The 23,237-nt window shown below is 54.4% G+C and carries 19 protein-coding genes, 1 tRNA gene and 1 pseudogene; 12 read left to right on the plus strand and 9 right to left on the minus strand.

The annotated features are described in order from the left end of the window. Positions 1-9: 9 nt before the first annotated feature. Entirely contained in the window at positions 10-447 is a 438-nt protein-coding gene (locus FHW74_RS11990) for a hypothetical protein (protein ID WP_183170649.1), read from the minus strand. 362 nt (positions 448-809) lie between these two features. On the opposite strand from FHW74_RS11990, the gene FHW74_RS11995 reads away from it, so the two are divergent. From FHW74_RS11995 to FHW74_RS12010, 4 genes are read left to right on the plus strand one after another with little or no spacing between them, the layout of a single operon-like run. Then, positions 810-1,256, plus strand: coding sequence for a PTS fructose transporter subunit IIA (locus FHW74_RS11995; RefSeq protein WP_183170650.1), 447 nt, complete (start codon positions 810-812; stop codon positions 1,254-1,256). A gap of 14 nt (positions 1,257-1,270) precedes the next feature. Continuing rightward, positions 1,271-2,725: a PTS fructose-like transporter subunit IIBC gene (locus tag FHW74_RS12000; protein WP_183170651.1), complete on the plus strand. Its 1,455-nt coding sequence runs from the start codon at positions 1,271-1,273 to the stop codon at positions 2,723-2,725. After that, positions 2,715-3,776, plus strand: coding sequence for an aminopeptidase (locus tag FHW74_RS12005; protein ID WP_183170652.1), 1,062 nt, complete (start codon positions 2,715-2,717; stop codon positions 3,774-3,776). The genes FHW74_RS12000 and FHW74_RS12005 overlap by 11 nt, the downstream gene beginning before the upstream one ends. A 2-nt stretch (positions 3,777-3,778) precedes the next feature. Then, on the plus strand, positions 3,779-5,524 hold the full coding sequence (locus FHW74_RS12010; protein ID WP_183170653.1) for a putative frv operon regulatory protein: 1,746 nt from the start codon (positions 3,779-3,781) through the stop codon (positions 5,522-5,524). On the opposite strand, the gene fdhD is transcribed toward FHW74_RS12010, so the two are convergent. Beyond that, entirely contained in the window at positions 5,514-6,344 is an 831-nt protein-coding gene (gene fdhD / locus FHW74_RS12015) for a formate dehydrogenase accessory sulfurtransferase FdhD (RefSeq protein WP_183170654.1), read from the minus strand. The genes FHW74_RS12010 and fdhD overlap by 11 nt on opposite strands. A gap of 200 nt (positions 6,345-6,544) precedes the next feature. Between fdhD and fdnG the strand changes: the two genes are divergently transcribed. From fdnG to fdhE, 4 genes are read left to right on the plus strand one after another with little or no spacing between them, the layout of a single operon-like run. Further along, positions 6,545-9,595, plus strand: a complete 3,051-nt coding sequence (gene fdnG, locus FHW74_RS12020; RefSeq protein ID WP_183170655.1) for a formate dehydrogenase-N subunit alpha — start codon at positions 6,545-6,547, stop codon at positions 9,593-9,595. A 12-nt stretch (positions 9,596-9,607) separates the two neighbouring features. Continuing rightward, positions 9,608-10,531, plus strand: a complete 924-nt coding sequence (gene fdxH, locus FHW74_RS12025; RefSeq protein ID WP_183170656.1) for a formate dehydrogenase subunit beta — start codon at positions 9,608-9,610, stop codon at positions 10,529-10,531. Beyond that, entirely contained in the window at positions 10,528-11,163 is a 636-nt protein-coding gene (gene fdoI / locus FHW74_RS12030; protein WP_183170657.1) for a formate dehydrogenase cytochrome b556 subunit, read from the plus strand. Before fdxH ends, fdoI begins: the two co-directional genes overlap by 4 nt. Further along, positions 11,160-12,089: a formate dehydrogenase accessory protein FdhE gene (gene fdhE / locus FHW74_RS12035; protein ID WP_183170658.1), complete on the plus strand. Its 930-nt coding sequence runs from the start codon at positions 11,160-11,162 to the stop codon at positions 12,087-12,089. Before fdoI ends, fdhE begins: the two co-directional genes overlap by 4 nt. Before the next feature lie 92 nt (positions 12,090-12,181). Here fdhE and FHW74_RS12040 read toward each other — a convergent pair whose 3' ends face one another. The 3 genes from FHW74_RS12040 to FHW74_RS12050 form a co-directional block, all read right to left on the minus strand. Next, complete coding sequence (locus tag FHW74_RS12040; RefSeq protein ID WP_183170659.1) at positions 12,182-12,619, minus strand: putative T6SS immunity periplasmic lipoprotein; 438 nt, start codon at positions 12,617-12,619, stop codon at positions 12,182-12,184. 94 nt (positions 12,620-12,713) lie between these two features. Further along, positions 12,714-15,038 carry an alpha-xylosidase gene (gene yicI, locus FHW74_RS12045; RefSeq protein ID WP_183170660.1) on the minus strand — a complete coding sequence of 775 codons (2,325 nt, stop codon included), beginning with the start codon at positions 15,036-15,038 and terminating at the stop codon, positions 12,714-12,716. A gap of 3 nt (positions 15,039-15,041) precedes the next feature. After that, entirely contained in the window at positions 15,042-16,445 is a 1,404-nt protein-coding gene (locus FHW74_RS12050) for a glycoside-pentoside-hexuronide family transporter (protein WP_183170661.1), read from the minus strand. Positions 16,446-16,735: 290 nt separating this feature from the next. Between FHW74_RS12050 and FHW74_RS12055 the strand changes: the two genes are divergently transcribed. After that, positions 16,736-16,830: transfer RNA gene (locus FHW74_RS12055), tRNA-Sec, on the plus strand. 150 nt (positions 16,831-16,980) lie between these two features. Next, a pseudogene (gene rhuM, locus FHW74_RS12060) lies at positions 16,981-17,517 on the plus strand (RhuM family protein). A 45-nt stretch (positions 17,518-17,562) separates the two neighbouring features. Here the strand turns inward: rhuM and FHW74_RS12065 are convergent. Next, a complete protein-coding gene (locus tag FHW74_RS12065; protein WP_183170662.1) occupies positions 17,563-17,760 on the minus strand; it encodes a toxin-antitoxin system HicB family antitoxin in 198 nt (65 codons plus the stop codon). Between the two features lie 141 nt (positions 17,761-17,901). On the opposite strand from FHW74_RS12065, the gene FHW74_RS12070 reads away from it, so the two are divergent. Then, the gene (locus FHW74_RS12070; RefSeq protein WP_183170663.1) at positions 17,902-18,201 is read left to right on the plus strand and encodes a SymE family type I addiction module toxin; all 300 of its coding nucleotides are present in this window, start codon (positions 17,902-17,904) and stop codon (positions 18,199-18,201) included. A gap of 53 nt (positions 18,202-18,254) precedes the next feature. On the opposite strand, the gene FHW74_RS12075 is transcribed toward FHW74_RS12070, so the two are convergent. Beyond that, the gene (locus tag FHW74_RS12075; protein WP_183170664.1) at positions 18,255-20,837 is read right to left on the minus strand and encodes an EAL domain-containing protein; all 2,583 of its coding nucleotides are present in this window, start codon (positions 20,835-20,837) and stop codon (positions 18,255-18,257) included. 894 nt (positions 20,838-21,731) lie between these two features. Between FHW74_RS12075 and FHW74_RS12080 the strand changes: the two genes are divergently transcribed. Further along, on the plus strand, positions 21,732-22,262 hold the full coding sequence (locus FHW74_RS12080; RefSeq protein ID WP_183170665.1) for a hypothetical protein: 531 nt from the start codon (positions 21,732-21,734) through the stop codon (positions 22,260-22,262). A 37-nt stretch (positions 22,263-22,299) separates the two neighbouring features. Here FHW74_RS12080 and FHW74_RS12085 read toward each other — a convergent pair whose 3' ends face one another. Both FHW74_RS12085 and FHW74_RS12090 read right to left on the minus strand, forming a co-directional pair. Further along, positions 22,300-22,779 (minus strand): ferritin-like domain-containing protein, encoded by a 480-nt coding sequence (locus FHW74_RS12085; protein ID WP_183170666.1) that lies wholly within the window; start codon positions 22,777-22,779, stop codon positions 22,300-22,302. A 221-nt stretch (positions 22,780-23,000) separates the two neighbouring features. Beyond that, the gene (locus FHW74_RS12090; protein WP_183170747.1) at positions 23,001-23,168 is read right to left on the minus strand and encodes a general stress protein; all 168 of its coding nucleotides are present in this window, start codon (positions 23,166-23,168) and stop codon (positions 23,001-23,003) included. Between the last annotated feature and the right edge of the window lie 69 nt (positions 23,169-23,237).

Genomic DNA, 23,237 nt, shown 5'->3' on the forward strand with positions numbered 1-23,237 from the left:
ACAGGCTCATTATTCATTTTGCATTTCTTTTATGGCTTGCTCAGAAGCCTTGCCCAGTTTCTCGCACAAATTCTTAGAATGTTGGGGACAATCATTCCTCGCGTGTTCAAAAATTTCTTCCAGATAGCGATCGCCAACCGTGGTGTTAATGTGAGTGATAACCCATGGTTCAAAGCGTTTATTCTGCTCAGATATCACGCTTATTTCATCGATACTTTCCCATTTATCGCTCAGGCGTTTTACCACAGCCTCTGAAATACCTTCGGCGAGATAACCATCATCGCAGTTTTCAAACGTTAAAAAGAATGAATTCAGGTCATGCCAGTTTTGTACTGCGCTCAGGGCTTGTTCGGCTGTATCCATTTCCTCTGTTGTTTGGCAGTCCGCAGCATTAGCTATGCCTGATACAAGCAAAAAAACCATCGACAGTGTGTTAAATTTCATCATGTAAGCCAGGTTCTCACTGGATGATAAGAGCGTGGAGCGACGGGTGAATCAACAGAAGGGCCGCTGTTATTTTTTTACCGTAAATCAACATTGTTGTAAGCCGTGCGACTTTCTGATTAGTTAAAAAGATAATCTTACAACGCTGGCTTTCAGCTTGATTAATTTAGCTGCGCCAGGTTGAGATCCCGGTATCAATTACGCCAAGGCCTTTTCCTAATTATTTGTTTTCCTGGATGTGTTACGTCGCACAATTTTTTTATTCAACTCATCATCAAAATGTCGTGCGTCGCTGACATATGCTGTGTTAGTTCGCGCGCGAGGGTAACGTAAAATCATCAGGCATTATCACAGGGAGTGAAGCTATGCCATTAATTACCCCATCGGATATCAACCTGGATATCGAAGGCAACAGCGCCTATTCCGTTTTGAAAGCGCTGGCCCATCATGCTTATCAGCAAGGCCACGTCAGCGACCAGAAGCGCTTTTTGCAGACGCTATTGCTGCGCGAAAAAATCCACTCCACCGGTTTCGGCGGCGGCGTGGCCGTTCCCCACGGTAAAAATGCCTGCGTGGTGCGACCCTTTATTCTGTTTGCCCGCAGCCGCACCCAGCGCGTGGGCTGGAAATCCATGGATGACCAACCCGTCAACTGCTGGATCTGTCTCGGCGTGCCTGAACATGCCGATGCCGCACAGGTCAGCCTGATCGGCACGCTGTGCCGAAAAATCATTCATCAGGAATTCACCGCCCAACTGAAAACCGGTAACGAGCAGGAGATCGTCGCGCTGCTTAACGCCACCCTTCAATAACTGCGAGACGCGATATGGAAAAGCCTATCAGGATTGTCGCTATTACCAACTGCCCGGCAGGAATTGCACACACCTATATGGTGGCCGAAGCGCTGGAGCAAAAAGCCCGCGCGTTGGGTTACGTGATTAAAGTTGAAACCCAGGGCTCCAGCGGCGTGGAAAACCGGCTCAGCGCGGAAGACATCGACCAGGCCGATTACGTGATCCTGGCGATTGGCCGCGGGCTGACCCGCGAAGACCGCGCGCGCTTCGCGGGCAAACAGGTCTACGAAATTGCCATTTCGAAAGCGTTAAAGAATATCGACCAGATTTTTAATGGTTTAGCCAGCGAGTCCACCCTGATGGCGGCAGACAGCGCCGTGCGGCTCGGCAAACAGGAAGTCGAGAGCGGCAGCATCATGAGCCACCTGATGGCGGGCGTTTCGGCGGCTCTGCCGTTTGTGATTGGCGGCGGTGTGCTGGTCGCCGTCGCCAATATGCTGATGCAACTGGGTATGCCGTATCAGGATATGAGCAAAGGCGCGCCGTCGTTCACCTGGATTATCGAGTCCATCGGTTACCTCGGGTTCAAATTTATGATCCCGATTATGGGAGCCTATATCGCCTGGTCGGTGAGCGATAAACCGGCGTTCGCGCCCGCGTTTCTGGTTTGCTATCTGGCGAACGACAAAGCGCTGCTGGGTACGCAATCCGGCGCGGGTTTTCTGGGCGCGGTGGTGCTGGGGTTGGCGATTGGCTACTTTGTGCGTTATTTCCGCCGTCTGAAACTGGGTAAAGCGTTGCAACCGCTGCTCGGTTCGCTGTTTATTCCCTTCGTCACCCTGTTGGTGTTTGGGGTGCTGACATACTACGTGCTGGGCCCGGTAATGGGCGGCCTGATGGATGGTCTGCTGCACTTTCTGAATACCATTCCGCCGTCTATGAAGCTGGGCGCGGCTTTCCTGGTGGGCGCGATGCTGGCCTTTGATATGGGCGGCCCCATCAATAAAACCGCGTGGTTTTTCTGCTTCTCGCTGCTCGAAAAGCACATCTATGACTGGTACGCCATCGTCGGCGTGGTGGCGCTGATGCCCCCCATGGCCGCAGGGATTGCGACTTACCTTGCGCCGAAACTGTTTACCCAGCAGGAGAAAGACGCCGCCGGCAGCGCCATCGTGGTCGGTGCGACGGTCGCGACCGAGCCCGCCATTCCTTACGCCTTAGCCGCGCCGCTGCCGATGATCACCGCCAACACCCTGAGCGGCGGCATTACCGGCATGCTGGTGATTGCCTTTGGGATTAAACGCCTCGCGCCGGGGCTTGGGGTTTTCGACCCGTTTATCGGGCTGATGTCGCCTGCCGGGTCATTCTATCTGGTGCTGGCGATTGGCCTGATGCTCAATATCGGCCTGATTTTGCTGCTGAAAGGCGCATGGATGAAACATAAAGCCCGTCAACAGGCGCTACAGGAGCTGTCTCATGAACACTGAATTACTGGAATCCCTTTGCCTGGCGACCGCGGTCAGCGGCGATGAGCATGACGTGCGCCAGCTGTTAATCTCCCGGCTGGAGGGCGTCAGTGATGAAATCCACTTTGACGGCCTCGGCAGCGTTATCGCCCGTAAAGGCTCACGCGGCCCGAAAATCGCCATCGTCGGGCATATGGATGAAGTGGGCTTTATCGTTAAGCACATCAGCGCCGACGGTTTTATCCGCTTCGATACCATTGGCTCATGGTGGAACCAGTCGATGCTGAATCATCAGGTGGCGATCCGCACCCGCAGCGGGGTCAGCGTCCCGGGCCTGATAGGCTCAATCGCCCCGCACGCGCTGAGTGATAAACAGAAACAGCAGCCCGTCGAGCATGGCGAGATGTTTATTGATATCGGCGCAGCCAGCGCTGCCGAGGTGGCGGCAAGGGGCGTCGCGGTGGGCGATTTTATTAGCCCTCAGCCTAATTTCGCCCGCTGGGGCGATGACCGCATCGTCGCCAAAGCGCTGGACAACCGCGTCGGCTGCGCGTTGATGGTCGAACTGATGCAGCGCGTGAACAATCCTGAGATTACGCTGTTCGGCACCGGCACGGTGGAAGAAGAAGTCGGCCTGCGTGGTGCCCAGACCTCAGCCGAAACCAGCAAGCCCGATCTGGTGATCGTACTGGATACCGCCGTGGCGGGCGATATTCCCGGTATAGACCCGGTGCATTTCCCGCTGAAGTTGGGCGCAGGGCCGGGGATCATGTTGTTCGATAAGCGCTATTTTGCGAACCAGAAACTGGTGGCGGCGTACAAGGAACATGCCGAAGCGGAGTGGATGCCGTGGCAGTTGTGCACCATGAAAACCGGCGCGACCGACGGTGGCCGCTACAACGTAATGGGCGGTGGCCGACCGGTGATTTCGCTGTGCCTGCCGACGCGCTATCTGCACGCCAACAGTGCGATGATCTCGATTCGGGACTATGACGCGCTGCTCAACACGCTCGCCCGGTGGCTGAATCAACTGGACAGCGAGCAAGTGGCTGCCTATCGCGATTTCCGCTAACGATGCTGAACGCCCGCCAACTGGCGCTACTGGATCTGCTCGAACAGCACAAACAGCCGATGGCGCAGCTTGCCCGCGCGCTGGAGGTTTCCGGGCGCACGGTGCTGCGGGATATCGATTACGTGAATTTCACCCTGAGCGGCGCGGCCGCCATTACTCAACCGGGTAACGGCGGCTACCAGCTGGAGATTTATGACCGGCATAACTACTTTCGCCTGCTCCAGCGTCACGACATCGACGACCAGATCCTGGCGCTGTTGTTAATTCACGGCGTTATGACGCGCACCCACCTGGCGGATGCGCTGACCATACCGGAAAGTATGGTCAGCGATAAACTGCTGCGGCTGAAACAGCGCTTCGGGCGCACCGTTACGTTAGCCAGCCGACCAAACGCCGGTCATTTTATTAATGAGCCGGAAACAAAACGCATAGTGATTCTGGCGAACCTGATTAAAAAAGATCCTGATCTTTTCCAGCCGCAAGGCATCACGACGCGCCTGTATCAGACGCTGCGCGATACGCCGCACAGCCACCCTGCTTTTTCTGTTATCAGCAACGACTACCAGGCCTCGGTACTGCTGGCAGTCTATGTATTACGCAACGCGCTTACGCTATGCCCGCAAACAGAAATTGAGCCGTCAGTGCGCACCCGCTACGACGCCGCCGGGCTTTATCTGGGCGAAAACGGGCTACGCCATGCCAGCGCTCTGCTCAGCGATCTGGCTCAGTGTGCCGCGCGCGTGAATCGGAGCTGGATTGAACACGCCGTTAACAGCCTGATGAAACAATACCGGCTGGAACCCGCCGACGGGCAGCTTATTGATGATTTAACCGGGCATATCACCCGCTGCGCGGCTTCCCCGGTCTGGCTCAGCGAAAGCCGTCAGGGCAGCATGAACCCGCTACGCGCCGCCTGGCCGGTGGCCTTTGATTTGAGTATTGGCTTCATTGCCCGCCTGCGTCAGCAACTGGATATCACCCTGTTCGACAGCGATCTTATTGGCCTCTACTTCGCCTGCGCGCTGGAGCGCAACCCCGGTGAAAAATACGCGCTAATCCTGCTGTGCGAACAAAACGCTATCGCCACCATCAATAAAATGGCGATTGAGCGGGAGCTGCTGAATTGCCGGGTGATGATTGTCAACACGCCCGCAGCGCTTAACGCGCTGCGGGTCGAAATCGCGCCCGTGCTGGTGATCAACAACAGCTATTCGGTGGTGGATTCTCCAGGTCTGGACGTGTTGACCATCAAGAATATTATTGGCGCCGCAGGCATTAGTCTGATCAAAGAGCATCTCGAATCGGCGCTGATTCGCCAGAAAATCAGTGACTGGTTGCCTGCCGCGCACAGTTTTTACTACGAAAATCAAGCGCATGAAAACTGGAATGATATTGTCGGGGCGGTGTGCGAAAAGCTCACGGCGCGCGGGCAGATCACCGCCGCCGATGCCGGGCGGATACGCCAGCGTGAAACCGAAGGCGATAATCTGGTGATCAACCACGTGGCGGTGCCCCATAGCTGGAGCGAGAAACAGCCGCAGTTTCGCGGCTATCTGGTATTACTGGCGAATCCGGTGAAAGTGAATGATGAAAAGGTCTTTCACCTGCTGGTGGCCTGCGTCAGCCCTTCCGCCCGTGAGGAACTGAAAATATTCAGTTATCTGGCCAGCATGCTGCAACGCCATGATACGCACGCTATCGCCAGCGCTGGCAGCTATGAAGAGTTTGTCGCGTTAATCAGCCAGTAACGATGCGCTGCGGATGAGTATAGACCGTGGCGCGGCCCTGTTTGGCAAAGCCCACCAGCGTCAGATTGCAGCGCTGCGCCACCTCAACCGCCAGGGTGGTTGCCGCAGAAACCGCAATCAGGATTTCAACGCCGCACAGCGCCGATTTCTGCACCATCTCATAGCTGGCGCGGCTGGAAACCAGTACCGCGCCATCGCGCCAGCCTTCGCGCGCCCGGCGGCCCATCAGTTTATCCAGCGCCACATGACGGCCAATATCTTCATGCCCGCCAAACATGTCGCCCTGGGGGTTTAACCACGCCGCCGCATGGGTGCAACCGGTGATCTGGCCGATAGGCTGCACGCTACGCAACTGGCTGACCACGCTGTCGAGATTTTTGAGGTTGAAGGTCTGGGTAAACGGCAGCGGCGCAACCGGTCTGCCGATATCGTTAAGCTGCTCGACGCCGCACACGCCGCAGCCGGTGCGGCCCGCCAGCGCGCGGCGGCGCTCTTTCAGCCCCATAAAGCGGCGGCTGGACAGCTCAATTTGCACTTCGATGCCGTTGCAGCTGTTAACAATATCCATCCCGAAAATATCCTGGGGGGAGTCAATAATCCCTTCCGATAGCGAAAAGCCCAGCGCAAAAAGCTCAAGATCTTTCGGCGTCGCCATCATCACAACATGGGAAATACCGTTGTAAACCAGCGCAACGGGAACCTCTTCCGCCAGCCAGTCGCTTTTCGGGTGGGTGAGATCATCGTGTTTCCATAATTCACATTCGCGTACACCGGTGAACCTGGTCACATTTTCAACGCTATCAAGAGGATCGTTATTCACTTTTTGTTAACCGTATGAGAACACCCTTAACACTATTGTGGTATTCTGGGGGAACTATCCCTCCCGGAAGGAGGGCTAATCCAGCAATTCTGAACCTTTGCGGGTACAACCGCAAAATAAAAACAAAGACCCAATGAATTTCGTGCGCAGGATAGCGAAAAACGGCGGGGAAGTGACAATGTCAAAACAAGGAGCGATCCATGCAGGTCAGCAGAAGGCAGTTCTTTAAGATCTGCGCTGGCGGTATGGCAGGCACCACGGCAGCAGCGCTGGGCTTTGCCCCCAGCGTCGCGCTTGCGGAAACACGGCAATATAAATTGCTGCGCAGCCGCGAAACCCGTAACACCTGTACATACTGCTCCGTTGGTTGTGGACTGTTGATGTACAGCCTCGGCGACGGCGCAAAAAACGCGAAAGAATCCATCTTTCACATTGAAGGCGACTCTGACCACCCGGTCAACCGTGGCGCACTGTGCCCGAAAGGCGCAGGCTTAGTCGATTTCATTCACTCAGAAAGCCGTCTTAAGGCCCCGCAGTATCGCGCGCCAGGCTCTGATAAATGGCAGGACATCAGCTGGGATGAGGCCTTTGACCGCATCGCTAAGCTTATCAAGCAGGACCGCGACGCCAACTTTGTGGCGCAAAATGACAAAGGTGTGACGGTAAACCGCTGGCTCACCACGGGCATGCTGTGCGCATCCGCCTCCAGTAACGAAACCGGCTATTTAACCCAGAAGTTTTCCCGCGCCCTCGGCATGTTAGCCGTGGATAACCAGGCGCGTGTCTGACACGGACCAACGGTAGCAAGTCTTGCTCCAACATTTGGTCGCGGTGCGATGACCAACCACTGGGTAGATATGAAAAACGCCAACCTCATCGTCGTGATGGGTGGGAACGCGGCAGAAGCGCATCCGGTGGGATTCCGCTGGGCGATGGAAGCCAAAATCCACAATGGCGCGAAGCTTATCGTTATTGACCCACGCTTTACGCGTACTGCATCGGTGGCCGATTTCTATACCCCGATCCGCTCCGGCACTGACATTGCTTTCCTGTCAGGCGTATTGCTGTACCTGTTAACCAACAACAAATTCAACCGTGAATACGTTGAGGCGTACACCAACGCCAGCCTGATCGTGCGTGAAGATTACGGCTTCGACGACGGCCTGTTTACCGGCTATGACGCCGAAAAACGCAAGTACGACAAAACCTCCTGGAACTACGAGCTGGATGAGAACGGCTTCGCTAAACGCGATACGACGCTGAGCCATCCGCGCTGCGTGTGGAACCTGCTGAAAACACACGTTTCCCGCTATACGCCGGACGTGGTTGAAAACATCTGCGGTACGCCGAAGGCGGATTTCCTGAAGGTGTGCGAATACATCGCGGAAACCAGCGTTCACGACAAAACCGCGTCGTTCCTGTACGCGCTGGGCTGGACGCAGCACTCCGTGGGCGCACAGAACATCCGCACCATGGCGATGATCCAGCTGCTGCTCGGCAATATGGGCATGGCAGGCGGCGGCGTCAACGCCCTGCGCGGCCACTCCAATATTCAGGGTCTGACCGACCTCGGCCTGCTGTCCCAGAGCCTGACCGGCTATATGTCGCTGCCAAACGAGAACCAGCCGGATCTCCAGACCTATCTCGCCGCCAACACGCCGAAACCGCTGCTGGAAGGCCAGGTGAACTACTGGGGCAACTATCCGAAATTCTTCGTCTCGCTGATGAAAGCCTTCTATGGCGACAAAGCGACGGCTGAGAACAGCTGGGGTTACGACTGGTTGCCGAAGTGGGATAAAGGCTACGACGTGTTGCAGTACTTCGACATGATGCACCAGGGCAAAGTGAACGGTTACTTCTGCCAGGGCTTTAACCCGGTGGCCTCGTTCCCGAATAAGAACAAGGTCGTTGCGGCGCTGTCGAAACTGAAATTCCTGGTGACCATCGACCCGCTGAACACCGAAACCGCCACTTTCTGGCAAAACCACGGTGAGCAGAACGATGTGGATTCGGCGGTAATTCAGACCGAAGTATTCCGTCTGCCGTCCACCTGCTTCGCCGAAGAGAACGGATCGATCGTTAACTCTGGCCGCTGGCTACAGTGGCACTGGAAAGGCCAGGACGCACCGGGCATCGCGCTGAACGACGGCGAGATCCTGGCGGGTATCTTCCTGCGCCTGCGCAAAATGTATGCCGAAGAAGGCGGAGCCTGCCCGGAACAGGTGCTGAACATGACCTGGAACTTCCTGACGCCGCATAACCCGGCCCCGGAAGAAGTGGCGATGGAAAGCAACGGTAAAGCGCTGGCGGATATCACCGACCCGGCGACCGGCGCGGTGATCGTCAAGAAAGGCCAGCAGCTCAGCAGCTTCGCGCAACTGCGCGACGACGGCACCACCTCCAGCGGATGCTGGATTTTCGCCGGTAGCTGGACGCCGGAAGGCAACATGATGGCGCGCCGCGATAACGCTGACCCGTCTGGTCTTGGCAACACGCTGGGCTGGGCATGGGCGTGGCCGCTTAACCGCCGCATCCTGTATAACCGCGCCTCCGCTGACCCGCAGGGCCAACCATGGGATCCGAAGCGCCAGTTGCTGCGCTGGGACGGCGCGAAATGGGGCGGCGCAGATATTCCGGACTACAGCGCCGCGGCGCCAGGCAGCGATGTCGGGCCGTTCATTATGCAGCCGGAAGGCATGGGGCGCCTGTTCGCTATCGATAAGATGGCCGAAGGCCCGTTCCCGGAACACTATGAGCCGTTTGAAACGCCGCTCGGCACCAACCCGCTTCACCCGAATGTGGTCTCCAACCCGGCCGCCCGCGTCTTTAAACATGACCTGGAAGCAATGGGTAAAGCCGATAAGTTCCCGTATGTCGGGACCACCTATCGTCTGACGGAGCACTTCCACTACTGGACCAAGCACGCGCTGCTCAACAGCATCGCCCAGCCGGAACAGTTTGTGGAGATCGGCGAGAAGCTGGCGAACAAGTTGGGCATCGCCCAGGGCGATACCGTGAAAGTCTCCTCTAACCGTGGCTATATCAAAGCCAAAGCGGTGGTGACCAAGCGTATTCGCACCCTGAAAGTGAACAATCAGGACGTCGATACCATCGGCATCCCGATCCACTGGGGCTACGAGGGCGTGGCGAAAAAAGGCTTTATCGCCAACACGTTGACGCCGTTTGTTGGCGACGCCAATACCCAAACGCCGGAATTTAAGGCGTTCCTGGTGAACGTGGAAAAGGTGTAACGGAGACGACTTATGGCTTATCAATCGCAAGACATTATCCGTCGTTCCGCGACTAACGGTTTCACTCCCGCGCCCCACGCGCGGGAACACCAGCAAGAGGTGGCGAAACTTATCGACGTGACCACCTGCATCGGCTGTAAAGCCTGTCAGGTGGCCTGTTCCGAGTGGAATGACCTGCGTGACGAAGTGGGGCACAACGTCGGGGTGTATGACAACCCGGCGGATCTCACCGCGAAATCCTGGACGGTGATGCGCTTCTCGGAAGTGGAGCAGAACGACAAACTGGAGTGGCTGATCCGTAAAGACGGCTGTATGCACTGCGCGGACCCGGGCTGCCTGAAGGCCTGCCCGGCGGAAGGGGCAATCATTCAGTATGCTAACGGCATCGTCGATTTCCAGTCCGAGCAGTGCATCGGCTGCGGCTACTGCATCGCTGGCTGTCCGTTTGACGTGCCGCGTCTGAACCCGGAAGACAACCGCGTCTACAAATGCACCCTGTGCGTAGACCGCGTTACCGTGGGCCAGGAACCGGCGTGTGTGAAAACCTGTCCGACCGGGGCGATTCATTTCGGCTCGAAAGAGAGCATGAAAGCGCTGGCCAGCGAGCGCGTGGCGGAACTGCAAACCCGGGGTTATGACAAAGCGGGCCTGTACGATCCGGCGGGCGTGGGTGGGACGCACGTGATGTACGTGCTGCATCACGCCGACAACCCGAATCTGTATCACGGGCTGCCGGAGAACCCGGAAATCAGCGACACCGTTAAATTCTGGAAAGGCGTCTGGAAGCCGCTGGCCGCGATTGGCTTTGCCGCGACCTTTGCCGCCAGCGTTTTCCACTATGTCGGCGTCGGCCCGAACCGGGCGGATGATGAAGAAGACAATCTTCATGAGGAGAAAGACACGCCTCGTGACGATCGTGAGGAGGGGCGCAAATGAGGAAACGTCACACCATCGTGCGCTACACCGCGCCCGAACGCATTAACCACTGGGTCACCGCCTTCTGCTTCATCCTGGCGGCGGTGAGCGGGCTGGGGTTCCTGTTCCCCTCCTTCAACTGGCTGATGCACATCATGGGGACGCCGCAGTTGGCGCGCATCGTCCACCCGTTTGTCGGGGTGGTGATGTTTGCGTCGTTTATCATCATGTTTTTTAGATACTGGCACCACAATCTAATCAATCGTGAGGATATCTTTTGGGCGAAGAATATTCGTAAGATCATCGTTAACGATGAAGTAGGTGACACCGGACGTTATAACTTCGGCCAGAAATGCGTTTTCTGGGCGGCGATTATCTTCCTGGTGTTGCTGTTGGTGAGCGGCGTCATTATCTGGCGCCCGTATTTCGCTCCCGTCTTCTCGATTCCGGTGATCCGCGTGGCGCTAATGGTACATTCGTTTGCCGCGGTCGCCCTGATTGTGGTTATTATGGTGCATATTTACGCCGCTCTGTGGGTGAAAGGCACCATTACCGCAATGGTCGAAGGCTGGGTCACCTCCGCATGGGCGAAGAAACATCACCCGCGCTGGTATCGCGAAGTGCGCGAAAAACAGGATAAATCGACTGAATGAGTATTCGCATCATCCCGCAAGATCAGCTGGAGAAGGGCGAAAAACATACGGCGGATATGATTCCGCCGTTATTGTTCCCCAGGCTGAAAAACCTCTATAACCGCCGCGCAGAGCGTCTGCGCGAGCTGGCTGAAAGCAACCCGCTGGGCGATTATCTGCGCTTCGCCGCGCTGATCGCCCATGCCCAGGAAGTGGTGCTGTATGACCATCCGCTGCAGATGGATTTAACGGCACGCATCAAAGAGGCCGCAGCACTCGGCAAACCGCCGCTGGATATCCATGTCCTGCCGCGCGACGCCCACTGGCAGAAGCTGCTGCACTCAATGATTGCCGAGCTGAAGCCGGAGATGAGCGGCACGGCGCTGGCCGTCATCGAAAACCTGGAAAAGGCCTCTGGCCCGGAACTGGAAGAGATGGCGAGCGCGCTGTTCAACGCCGATTTCGGCACTGTCAGCAGCGACAAAGCCCCGTTTATCTGGGCGGCGCTGTCGCTCTACTGGGCGCAAATGGCGAGCCTGATCCCTGGCAAAGCGCGTGCGGAATATGGCGAACAACGCCAGTTCTGCCCGGTATGCGGCTCGATGCCAGTTTCCAGCATCGTGCAGATTGGCACCACCAACGGCCTGCGATATTTGCACTGCAACCTGTGCGAAACCGAATGGCACGTGGTGCGCGTCAAATGCAGTAACTGCGAGCAAACTCGCGACCTGCATTACTGGTCGCTCGATAGCGAGCAGGCAGCGATTAAAGCGGAAAGCTGCGGCGACTGCGGCACTTACCTGAAGATTCTGTATCAGGAAAAAGACCCGAAAGTTGACGCCGTGGCGGACGACCTGGCCTCGCTGGTGCTGGACGCACGTATGGAACAAGAGGGCTTCGCCCGCAGCTCCATCAACCCGTTCCTGTTCCCGGGTGAAGGGGAGTAATTTCCCTGTAGCGTTGATTCCCGTCTTCGGTTGAGGGCGGGGATTAATTTAATAACCCGGGGATCACCACGCCACGCAGGCCGCCGCATTTTTTATTTTCCCGCAGTGCTTGCTTCCTCGCCTGAAGTAAATATAAAACCCGCCACGTATTGTTCTCCATTAAGTGCGGTGAGAGCCACGCTATACCCTTTTGCTGGGTGAAAGGGATAGTTTGCAAACCAGGGTTTCAGGCAAAAAGGCGAGACCAGTTTTACCCGACCGGCCCCACTTGACGGGAAAATTCGCGTTGCCTCTTGCCCAGATTCTCCTGCGACCTCCACGGTAATCCGTGAAATAAATCGCTCTTCATTCCGGCGTGCATCCGGCAATAGCAGGCAAACATCATTATGGGACACTAATGCCTTTACAGGTATGTAACCAATGCGGTCACCCATTGGGCAACCTGTCAGCAATAACAGGAGGAAAAGTGAAAATTTTTTCATCATCTCACCTTCACAAAATTGCTTTATATTTGCCTGACAAGCCTGCATCAATCACGCCGGTATACTTTCTTGCTCTGAGCATAAAAAAGGCATTCTCACCCCACGTTTGTAAATGCCGCCCGAAGGCGGCAGTGAAGATGATTTACAGCGTGACGCTAAATGACAGCTCGCCGCTGATCGGGGTGATAACGATGCCCAGTTCACCGGGGCAAGAACGGGCATTCGCGACCTCTTTAAGCTGGTGAATATTGCGCAGGCAGAGCGTCCAGTTAGTGGCGTTGCCCTCGCCGTGCACCATCAACTTATCGCCCTCGCGTTTCACGTGCAGGGTGAAGGCTACGGAGCCGTTCGCCATCGGCACATCGCACTGCGCTTCCCGCCCATCGTCGAGATTAAAGAGCTGGAACGCGGTGCCGTCATGCCAGGCGTAATCTGGCTTTTGGTCATTGTTGCCGAGAGCAAGCAACGTGTTGTCACGCACGTACACTGGCAGGCTCATAAAGTCGTGATGCTGTTTCAGCCAGCGGCTACCGCGCTGCTCGTCGTTGTGCCACAAATGCGTCCAGCGCCCTTCCGGCAGCCAGAACGCCACCTCGCCCGCCTCGCTGAACACCGGGGCCACCAGCAGAGAATCGCCCAGCATATACTGGCGGTCGAGGTAATCGCAGGCCGGATCGTCCGGGAATTCGAGCATCATGGCGCGCATTATCGGCGTACCGCTGGCATTCGCTGTGACCGCCTGGCGATACAAATAGGGCATCAAGCGGCATTTTAGTTCGGTGAAGTGGCGTACCACATCGCAGGCTTCGTCATCGTACGCCCATGGCACCCGATAAGATTTGCTGCCGTGCAGGCGGCTATGGCTGGAGAGCAGTCCAAAGGCGCACCAGCGTTTGTAGACGTGCGCGGGCGCGGTATTCTCGAAGCCGCCGATATCATGGCTCCAGAACCCAAAGCCGGACAGCCCAATAGACAGCCCGCCGCGCAGGCTCTCCGCCATGGACTCGTAGTTGGCATAGCAATCGCCGCCCCAGTGAACCGGGAACTGCTGCGCCCCCACGGACGCCGAGCGGGCAAACAGCACTGCCTCCTCTTCACCGACGGTGTGTTTCAGCACATTCCACACCAGCTCGTTGTAAATAAATGCGTAATGATTATGCATTTTTTGCGGTTCGGAGCCGTCATACCACACCACATCGGTAGGAATGCGTTCGCCAAAGTCGGTTTTGAAGCAGTCCACACCCATATTGACCAGCCGTTTCAGGTGGCTTGCGTACCACGCGCTCGCCGCCGGGTTGGTAAAATCGACAATCGCCAGCCCGGGCTGCCATTTATCCCACTGCCACACCGCGCCGTTCGGGCGCTTCAGCAGATAGCCTTTTTCCATCCCTTCACGGAACAGCGGCGATTTTTGGCCGATATAGGGGTTAATCCACACGCAAATTTTCAGGCCACGGGCTTTCAGGCGCTTCAACATGCCTACCGGGTCCGGGAACGTCGCCGGGTCCCATTCAAAATCGCACCACTGGAAAGCCTTCATCCAGAAGCAGTCAAAATGAAACACGTGCAGCGGCAGTCGGCGCTCCGCCATGCCGTCGATAAAACGGTTTACGGTGGCTTCGTTGTAATTGGTGGTGAACGAGGTGGTGAGCCACAGCCCGAACGACCACGCAGGCGGCAGCGCCGGGCGGCCCGTCAGGCGGGTATAGCGGTCCAGCACCGCTTTCGGCGTCGGTCCGTCGATCACGAAATATTCGAGATACTCCCCTTCCACGCTGAACTGCACTTTCGAGACTTTCTCAGAGCCGATTTCAAACGACACGCATTCCGGGTGATTCACTAACACGCCGTAGCCGCGATTGGTCAAATAAAACGGGATATTTTTGTACGCCTGCTCGGTACTGGTGCCGCCGTCGCGGTTCCAGGTTTCCACCGTCTGGCCGTTGCGTACCAGCGCGGTAAAGCGCTCGCCCAGGCCATATACGGTTTCACCCACGCTGAGATCCAGCCGCTCGAACATATACTGACGCGAGGTATTGCTATCCTGCACGTAACCGTTGTTTTTCACCTGGCTACCAGTTATGCGGATGCCGTCGCGCAGGAAATCAAGCGCCCAGTTTTCGCCTTTGGTAACCCGCACGCTCAGGTTACCGCTTTTTAGTTCGGCAAAATCCGGCGTGTTACGCATCTCAACCGGCACATTACCCAGTACGTTAAGAGGATAATGCGGACCGTTATTCATCACCCCCTGAAAATGCTCAATACGCACGCCGATAACGCCCTGCTGCGGCGAGAAAAAGCGCAGAGTGAACAGCGGCGTATCGAGCTGCCAGGTGCGCTCGCGCACGTCGCGCGGCGCGGCATACACAATCATCTCGTTGCCATGCTGCTCAACGTCAAACACCTGAAGTGGGTGAGTTAGCGTTAAGCCCGGCTGGATTAGCCAGTTTCCATCGCTGATTTTCATCTGTTATCCCTCTGAATGATTCAGGTCTTTGCTGACCGGTGACTTTTCAAATTCCCGTTGATGGCTGCGCGCGCTTTGACCCAGCTCATTGAGGATATTGCGTAGCAGCGGCGTTTTCAGGGTGTAGAAGCGTTTGGCGATGATGGCGCTCAGCAGGTAGCAAATGCCGGGCACAATCGTAAATAGCGCAATAATAATGGTAATAGTGGCGTTGTTCTGGGTATGCGCGCTCGCGTCATAACCGCCGCCCGCCAGCATCCAGCCGATCAGCGCGCCGCCCAGCGCCAGGCCCAGCTTCAACACAAACAGCGTGCCAGCAAAGCTGATGCCGGTGAGGCGTTTGCCGTTACGCCATTCGCCATAGTCGACGGTATCGGACATCATGACCCATTGAATCGGCGTGACGAGCTGGTGCAGTACGCCAATGGCAAAGATAAATACGAACATGACGACGGTAGATTGCAGCGGCACAAAGAACATCGCGACGCTCAACACCGCCAGCGCGGCGTTAGTCCACCAGAACACGCTCACTTTGCATTTCCAGTCGGTAAGCGGCTTAGCGAGGGCGCTGCCAATCAGGTTGCCGACGCAGTAAAGCCCGAGGAACCAGGAGAACAGCGCCGCATCGCCCATAATCCAGGTGACGTAATACATCATCGCCCCGCCGCGCACGCACACCGCCAGGATATTGAGGATGGTGAGTAGCCCGACGACGCGCCACTGGTCGTTTTGCAGGATATCGCGCAAATCTTCGCGCATGGTGGAGGTGCTGGGCGGCGCTTCGACGCGCTCTTTGGTGGTGAAGAAGCAAAACGCCAGCATCAGGAAAGCGGCCACCGCCAGCACGGCGATACCGCCCTGGAACCCGAACGCCTTATCATCGCCGCCAATCAACTCCACCAGCGGCATCATCAACACCGTGGAGAGCATGCCGCCGAGGGTTGCCAGCACGAAGCGCCAGGATTGCAGGGAGATGCGCTGCTCCGGGTCGCTGGTGATGACACCGCCCAGCGCGCAATACGGGATGTTGACCACGGTATACATCAGGGTCAACAGCGTATAGGTGACGGCAGCGTAAATCATTTTCCCGCTCATAGTCAGGTCCGGCGAGCTGTAGGCGAACACGCATACCACGCCAAAGGGCAACGCGCCGAAAAGCACCCACGGACGAAACTTGCCCCAACGGCTGCGGGTACGGTCGGCAATCAGGCCCATCGCCGGGTCGGAGATGGCATCCAGCGCGCGGGCCAACAGGAACATGGTGCCGACAAACCCGGCGGGAATACCGAAGATATCGGTGTAAAAAAACATCATATAAAGCATGACGTTATCAAACACGATATGGCTGGCAGCATCTCCCATGCCGTAGCCAATTTTCTCTTTAACCGATAACACTTGATCGCTCATAGCGGCCATCCTTATCACACAGCGTAAATTTCGCTTAGGGTGTTTTAGCCCTGCATGAGGACGCATGGAATTGTGTTTTCTGGTTATTTATTTATGTTTATTGTTTTCTGTGATCGAATTAACTCATTGATATTTAAATCAATTAGTTTTCCTAACGGATGGGGTTTTTGTATTCACATGACGGATAGTTTGCGTTTACGCAACGGGGGAGAAAAAAGAACGCAGCGGGTATTGGTAAGCGCCTGAAACGCGCCTATAATGCGCCGGCCTCCATGTAGCAATGAAGGCTCGGAAGATCGTCGTCTCCGGTGAGGCGGCTGGACTTCAAATCCAGTTGGGGTCGCCAGCGATCCCGGGCAGGTTCGACTCCTGTGATCTTCCGCCACTTTTCTCTCTTTCCGCTCGGTGAATCGCTCCTGTTTCCAGAAAAGATTTCCAGCAAATAAACACATCACTGGCGATGAGTTTCATCCTGGTTCTCTGTCATACTTAGCCAACTACCACGTTTTTAGCCCGGATAAAGCGGAGGCGGCACATGGATGATAAACATTTGATCCCATCCCCGGCAGGCGAATTTATTTTGTTTACCAGTGATGACGGTGAAGTGCGTGTTGAATGCCGTTTTGAGCAAGATACATTGTGGTTGCCCCAGGCGACTATTGCGAATCTCTACCAGATTACTCCTCAGGCCATTACTCAACACATCAAAGCAATTTATGAAGATGGGGAACTTGAGCAAAACTCAACCTGTAAGTCTTACTTACAAGTTCGACAGGAAGGCACTCGCAAAGTAAGCCGTAATACCCTACCGCGTCGTCAATATGTGGCTGGATTTTGCTGAGGATCAGGCGCGACGCCGCAGCAAGTTTTTCTACGAGACTGGCAGGAAAAGCTGGATCAGTTTCTGAAACTTAATGACCGTGATGGTTTGCAGGGCGCGGGAAAGATAAGTAAGAAGCTAGCTGATGATAAGGCACAGGCGGAATATGTTAAGTTTGCTGAGCAGCAGCGGCGGTTAAAAGAGGCTGAAGGGGAGAAAAATATCAATGAATTGTTAGGCTGGGAAAAATAAGCCAATAAAGGAAATTGACTGCAATATTTATTTATCATTCTTTTTTTAAGATTCGTTAGAGTCAGTATTAATCATTCCCAATTTCATTAATTCCTTTCTCCCTAAGTTTTTAAACCAATTCCCCAAACTCACGCCCTCCGCTTTTGCAGCCGCTTCAAACTGCGCTTTTAGCTCAGGGGTAATCCGAATCTGAAAGGTTGGTGAAGGTCCATTTTTAGAGTGTTTTGCATCCCGCTTGACCATTGTTTATCCCTCTTGTTTCGCTATAAGATTTTCATCACTGTACGTACAAATAATGAAAAATTTCTTTTTCCTTAACGCCCCAACCGGGTATTACCAGTACCCGGCTGGGGCTAACCACCACCAACTAAACCGGAGTTGATCATGGCTACCAACCATTCTACCAAATCCACCCACACTTCCAGAACAGACAAACCTCTTATTGTGGGATATCGGCCGCAGGGCGGAGAGACCAGCACGCCGCAAATTACCCTTTCCGGTAAATGGCTCAGCGAGGCGGGGTTTGAACCCGGTCAGCATTACACTGTAAAAATCAGCGATGGCTGCCTGGTGGTTATGGCAATGAATTCGCGTGAGGAAGAGTTACTCGCCGAGTTAGAAACTACACGCCGCAAACTGACGGAAATGAAACGCTCGATCGGCGACGTATTTAAAGCCGCCTGATCAAGCAACGGGGCAGGCGTGAAGCCTGCCTTAAAACCGTTAAACTTTAGCGCTCACACACCAAACTCCACGTTAAAATCGACTTTATCCAACGCCACAGGCCGCCCGATAAAATACCCCTGAGCTTCATCGCACTGGTACTCTTTCAGCCGCTTTAACTGCTCCGCCGTTTCCACGCCTTCAGCGGTAATGGCCAGCGAGTAGGCTTTACCGAGGCCAATAATATTTTCAACAATAATTTTGGCGTTATCGGATTCCTCCATGGCGAATACAAAGGATTTATCCAGCTTAATTCCATCAAACGGGAAACGCTTCAGATAGCTTAATGCCGAATATCCCGTGCCAAAATCATCAATCAAAAAACGCACGCCGATATCTTTTAGCTGCGTCATGGTTTCAAGCGTAGCGTCAGGGTTGGAAATGGTCACATTCTCGGTTATTTCCAGCTCCAGCCGTGACGGCTCAAGTCCGGTTTTTTGCAGAATGGCTTTCACCCGCTTCGCCAGCCCGCCGGTATTAAATTCCACTGCCGAAATATTGACGGAAATCTTTAAATCTGGCGCAAGGCGCAAACCGTCGAAGCAGGCTTTTTCCAGCACCCGATCGCTCATGTCGATAATCAGGCCCGTCTCTTCCGCGAGGGGAATAAACTGATCGGGCATCAGCAAGCCCAGGCGCGGATGCTGCCAGCGGACCAGCGCCTCCACGGCAGCGATACGCGAAGTTTTAATGTCGTAACGCGGCTGATAAACCAGCTGGAACTGCCCTTCACTCAACGCTTCACGAAACTCCTTTTCCATTTCCCGGCGCTGGATTAAATATTCCCCCATATCCGGCTTGTAGAATACCCAGTTATTGCGCCCGGAATTTTTCGCCTTATATAACGCGATATCGGAATAACGAATCAGATCGCTGGCATCCATGGCATCCTGCGGCGCTAACGCAATACCCATACTCACGCTAATATGCACATCGTTTCCGTTAACCTGAAAAGGACGGCTTATTTCTGTAGTGATGCGCTGGCAGAGGGTCTCAATATCTTTCTGGACGTAAATATCCGGTAAGATCAGGATGAATTCATCCCCACCCTGCCGGGCGACAAGATCCACTTTACGGGTACAGGCGCGTAACCGGCTGGCCACTTCATTGAGTAATTCATCACCCGCGTTATGCCCGAATAAATCATTAACGGGTTTGAATTTATCGAGGTCGAGGCTAATCATTGCCAGCGGATGTGCCGGATCGGGCAGCGAGCGCAGCTTACCTTCTAAAAACTCTTTCATTCTTAGCCGGTTAGGCAAGCCCGTTAACTCATCATGGCGCGATAAATACTCCACGCGTTCCTGCGCTTCGACTTCCAGCGTCACATCGGTTACCGTGCCGCGAAACCCCATTGAGCCGTCATCCATAATGGCGCGTTTCGCCACCAGATTGCAGTACCGCTGATGGCCCTGCGCAGAATAATAGCAGCCCTTTTTAAGGGTGAACGTGCCGCCTGCCTGCGGGTTAAGCAGCCATTGGGTAAAAGCAATTTTATCTCTGGGGATGAAATCCAACATGCTTCTGCCAAGCCAGGCCTCTGAATGATGACCTGTAATACCGGAAAAGCGGTCGGAGAGCCACGTCAGGCGCGACTGGCTGTCCGCTTCCCATATCCAGTCTGTAGTGGCTTCGATGACGTCGCGAAAGCGCCGTTCGCTTGCCGCCAGCGCCTGGCGGCTCTGTTCCAGAAGAAACACGTTTTCATCGTTTTTTTGCGCTTTAATTATCGCGTTGCGCCGCATTACCCAGGTGAAGGTCACTGTCAACAGAATCAGCAGTAAGATTAACGGTAGCTCCCGGCTCATAATCTCCCTGCCAGGGTTATCGCTTCGCCACTCCACCAGCACATTACCGCGATCGATGGGCAGAATAATCCGCGCTTCCCGGTAATTGGGTTTCATCTGCGACATGCTGCCGTAGGTATGCGCATCCTGGATGCCGTATTCATTACCCATTTGCCGCATTTTGGCAGGCGTCAGCACATCAACGAAGACCATCATCGACGCATCACCCGCCACGGGCGTTATGCTTTCATCATCCCCTGCCGTGATCCACGCCGCCGCCAGCAAGGTCAGTTGACCGTTAGCCATCAGCAGCCGTGAGACGGCTTTGCCCTGGGTTTGCGAGAGCTCGCTGATCAACTCGGCGGTGACATTACGGTTCAGCCATTTCTCAAAAGCCAGGTTAACAAGCTGCCCCTCGATCACGCTGTAGCGGGTTTCACCCGTCGGGGAGAGAACAAAAACCCCTTCGTAGTGATAGTTAGTGTAAAGCGACTCGCCAAGGTTTTGGCTATCCCACGCCCACTGCACGTTAACCTGTTTGTGAAGATGGTTATACGCCTCTCCCCAGTCGGCATTATCCATCAAATTAGAGCGGATTTTGTCCTGTCGGTTGGTGAGCGCCTTTTGCAAAAGCATGCTGCTACGGGCATCCGCTTTTTCGTTCAGGCTATCGGCGATATAAAAAAGACTCACTATCGCTGCCAGAAAAAGAGCGCTCAACAACGCCGCGGTGATAATAAATGTCTTCTTTACTATCCCGCTGGTTTCCCCTGAAAACGTACTTACATGATGAATGCGCTGCCAGTTCATTTTTTTCCACCTCTTCGTGGGTGTGTAAAGATTTGCCTGCAAAGTAGCCCTGTTGGTAAATCCATATCTCCTGAATGCGCGTCGTTCTCACCCCCTTTTAAGCGTAAATTTAATATAAGTAGAGAATTCCCTGAGAATAGTGTGCGCATAAAATGAGTTGTGGTAAGGGGTGTTGCGTATTTCCATCCCTGCGCTGGGCAGCACCCATGGCTGCTTCCTGTCCAGTAATCTTAGAGAAGCCAGGGGCAAACAAAGGGTTAATTTCATCATACACGCCAGCCGAGCAGAATCTTTATTGTTTTTTTACTCAATAAATCAACAAGGTATAGTGAATTAAGGCATTCTGACTCGTTGGGCGGCGTTTGTGGAAATATCATACTTTTTCTCAATCGTGACATCTTTACTTTAATTATCTTAGGCGAGACATAAAGAGCCAGGCAACTTGATTTCATTAGCAATGTGATATCCGCAAATATTTTAAAAAGAGGAAAAATATTGCATGAAAATATTTAGGATAGGGAAAGGAAAGCTTTCGTTTTTCGTTATAGCAGATAAACACGGTCCTTAAAGGATTATTAGTGATAGCTGCTCATACAATTACAGTTATATAAGATATATCCTCCAGTGAGAACTATTACGCCTCTTATTGAGGTGGATATTAACGCATTCAGGACGCCTGTCATTACACCCTATTTTAAATACAATTATTTGCTATTGCGGCCTCACTGTTTTGCTTACCCGCCTCGCTGCCATCTGAATCGCTAAGCGCGGAACGCATACTCAGCGCCTCCGCCAAGGCGGCCAGTTTATTTTCCTGAACATTCCCATAACCGATGCGAACCCACGTAGCTTTGCTACAGTTTTTCAGATGTCGTCTAGTTTCAGGAACCACACATGAAAATTGCTTGTCTGGGTTGGGGCTCGCTTATCTGGAAGCCGGAAAATTTACCCGTTGTCGGAGAGTGGAAAACCGACGGGCCTTTATTGCCGATAGAGTTTTCGCGCGTCAGCGACGGCGGCGAACTGGCAACGGCGATCTGCGTCAACGCGGCGCCCGTTCAGGTGCTCTGGGCGTGGCTGGAGAGTGAAGATGTCACTGTCGCCTGCGATGAATTACGCCAGCGGGAAGGCATTGATGAAGATCGTGTAGACGGTATTGGGTTGCTGATCATAGACGACACGCCGGAAGGCGAGCTGGCGGAATGGGCGCAGGCGCGCGGGATCGAAGCCGTGGTCTGGACGGCGCTGCCGGTGAGAAGCGCAGAAATGGAAGGCCGGGCACCCACCGTGACAGAAGCCGTGGCGTATCTCGATAGCCTGACAGGCGACACGCGCGAGCATGCGCGGGATTATGTTCAGCGCGTTCCTCCACAGATCGACACGGTCTATCGCCGGGCAATTGTTGAGGCGCTGGGCTGGAAGTGATGGCAAAACGGCCTGCTTACGCAGGCCCGCTCTGCGACTACTTATTACCTTCCGCGATACCGGTCAGTTTGGTATCGGTGGCTTTCTCCTCATTGAGGGTTTCTTCCAGTAGTTTGGCTGCGTCTTTATAACCCAGCTTCAGCGCCAGAGTACGCAGCGTCCCGTAAGAAGCGATCTCATAGTGCTCCACTTTCTGTGCCGCACCGATAAGCCCTTCATCTCGTAGCGTACCGGCTTCCACCGATTCGATGATCTCCTGAGCCTCTTCAACCAGGCCTTCCAGCGCATGGCATTTCATGCGGCGGATGCGTAAACCTTCTGTCACTTCAACGATCTGGTCGATACGCTCAATCTGACCGCGGGTCTCTTCGAGGTGCGCCTCAAACGCCGCTTTCAAATTTTTATCGGTTGCTGCACGTGCCATTTTTGGAAGCGCGCGGGTAATTTGCTTCTCCGCGCTGTAAATATCTGACAGCTCGTGAATAAATAGATCTTCAAGTGTCTTAACTGAAGGCATAATATATTCCTCGTCTCGTCATCTTTGCCGTTACGGTTAATTATAGGGAATAAAAAACGGTACCCCTTTTCACTGAACGCAAACTCTCTGCGTAAGGGATACCGTTTGTATGCTTCGCTTAAAAAATAATTAAGCGGATAATAGAAACAACCTTCATTTAATTAGGTAATTAAACGACTGCTCATTTCAAAGGTGGGTTAACTCACCCAACGGTATCAGCCCTAGCGACCACCGCCGCTGCTTTTACCGCCTTTTTTCCCCGCTTCGGATGCTTTTTGCGGGTCATTTTTGAAATTGCCGCCGCTGTTTTGGCCGCCTTTTTTGCCAGCCTCAGAAGCACGCTGTTTATCTTCTGCAAAATTACCTGAACCGCCACGATGCTGAGTCATAATAATTTCCTCATTATGTTTTGGTGAAAGTTTTAATAAATTGGGAAGCGTTATTCCCGTCAAGCAGTG

Origin of the sequence: Atlantibacter sp. RC6 (assembly GCF_014193285.1) — a bacterium.
GTDB lineage: Bacteria > Pseudomonadota > Gammaproteobacteria > Enterobacterales > Enterobacteriaceae > Atlantibacter.

Bases quoted from the DNA above. Each gene is read 5' to 3' on its own strand.
- FHW74_RS11990 (WP_183170649.1), bottom strand. From the start codon at position 447: ATGATGAAATTTAACACACTGTCGATGGTTTTTTTGCTTGTATCAGGC.
- FHW74_RS11995 (WP_183170650.1), top strand. From the start codon at position 810: ATGCCATTAATTACCCCATCGGATATCAACCTGGATATCGAAGGCAAC.
- FHW74_RS12000 (WP_183170651.1), top strand. From the start codon at position 1,271: ATGGAAAAGCCTATCAGGATTGTCGCTATTACCAACTGCCCGGCAGGA.
- FHW74_RS12005 (WP_183170652.1), top strand. From the start codon at position 2,715: ATGAACACTGAATTACTGGAATCCCTTTGCCTGGCGACCGCGGTCAGC.
- FHW74_RS12010 (WP_183170653.1), top strand. From the start codon at position 3,779: ATGCTGAACGCCCGCCAACTGGCGCTACTGGATCTGCTCGAACAGCAC.
- fdxH (WP_183170656.1), top strand. From the start codon at position 9,608: ATGGCTTATCAATCGCAAGACATTATCCGTCGTTCCGCGACTAACGGT.
- fdoI (WP_183170657.1), top strand. From the start codon at position 10,528: ATGAGGAAACGTCACACCATCGTGCGCTACACCGCGCCCGAACGCATT.
- fdhE (WP_183170658.1), top strand. From the start codon at position 11,160: ATGAGTATTCGCATCATCCCGCAAGATCAGCTGGAGAAGGGCGAAAAA.
- FHW74_RS12040 (WP_183170659.1), bottom strand. From the start codon at position 12,619: ATGCAGGCTTGTCAGGCAAATATAAAGCAATTTTGTGAAGGTGAGATG.
- yicI (WP_183170660.1), bottom strand. From the start codon at position 15,038: ATGAAAATCAGCGATGGAAACTGGCTAATCCAGCCGGGCTTAACGCTA.
- FHW74_RS12050 (WP_183170661.1), bottom strand. From the start codon at position 16,445: ATGAGCGATCAAGTGTTATCGGTTAAAGAGAAAATTGGCTACGGCATG.
- FHW74_RS12065 (WP_183170662.1), bottom strand. From the start codon at position 17,760: ATGGTCAAGCGGGATGCAAAACACTCTAAAAATGGACCTTCACCAACC.
- FHW74_RS12070 (WP_183170663.1), top strand. From the start codon at position 17,902: ATGGCTACCAACCATTCTACCAAATCCACCCACACTTCCAGAACAGAC.
- FHW74_RS12075 (WP_183170664.1), bottom strand. From the start codon at position 20,837: ATGAACTGGCAGCGCATTCATCATGTAAGTACGTTTTCAGGGGAAACC.
- FHW74_RS12080 (WP_183170665.1), top strand. From the start codon at position 21,732: ATGAAAATTGCTTGTCTGGGTTGGGGCTCGCTTATCTGGAAGCCGGAA.
- FHW74_RS12085 (WP_183170666.1), bottom strand. From the start codon at position 22,779: ATGCCTTCAGTTAAGACACTTGAAGATCTATTTATTCACGAGCTGTCA.
- FHW74_RS12090 (WP_183170747.1), bottom strand. From the start codon at position 23,168: ATGACTCAGCATCGTGGCGGTTCAGGTAATTTTGCAGAAGATAAACAG.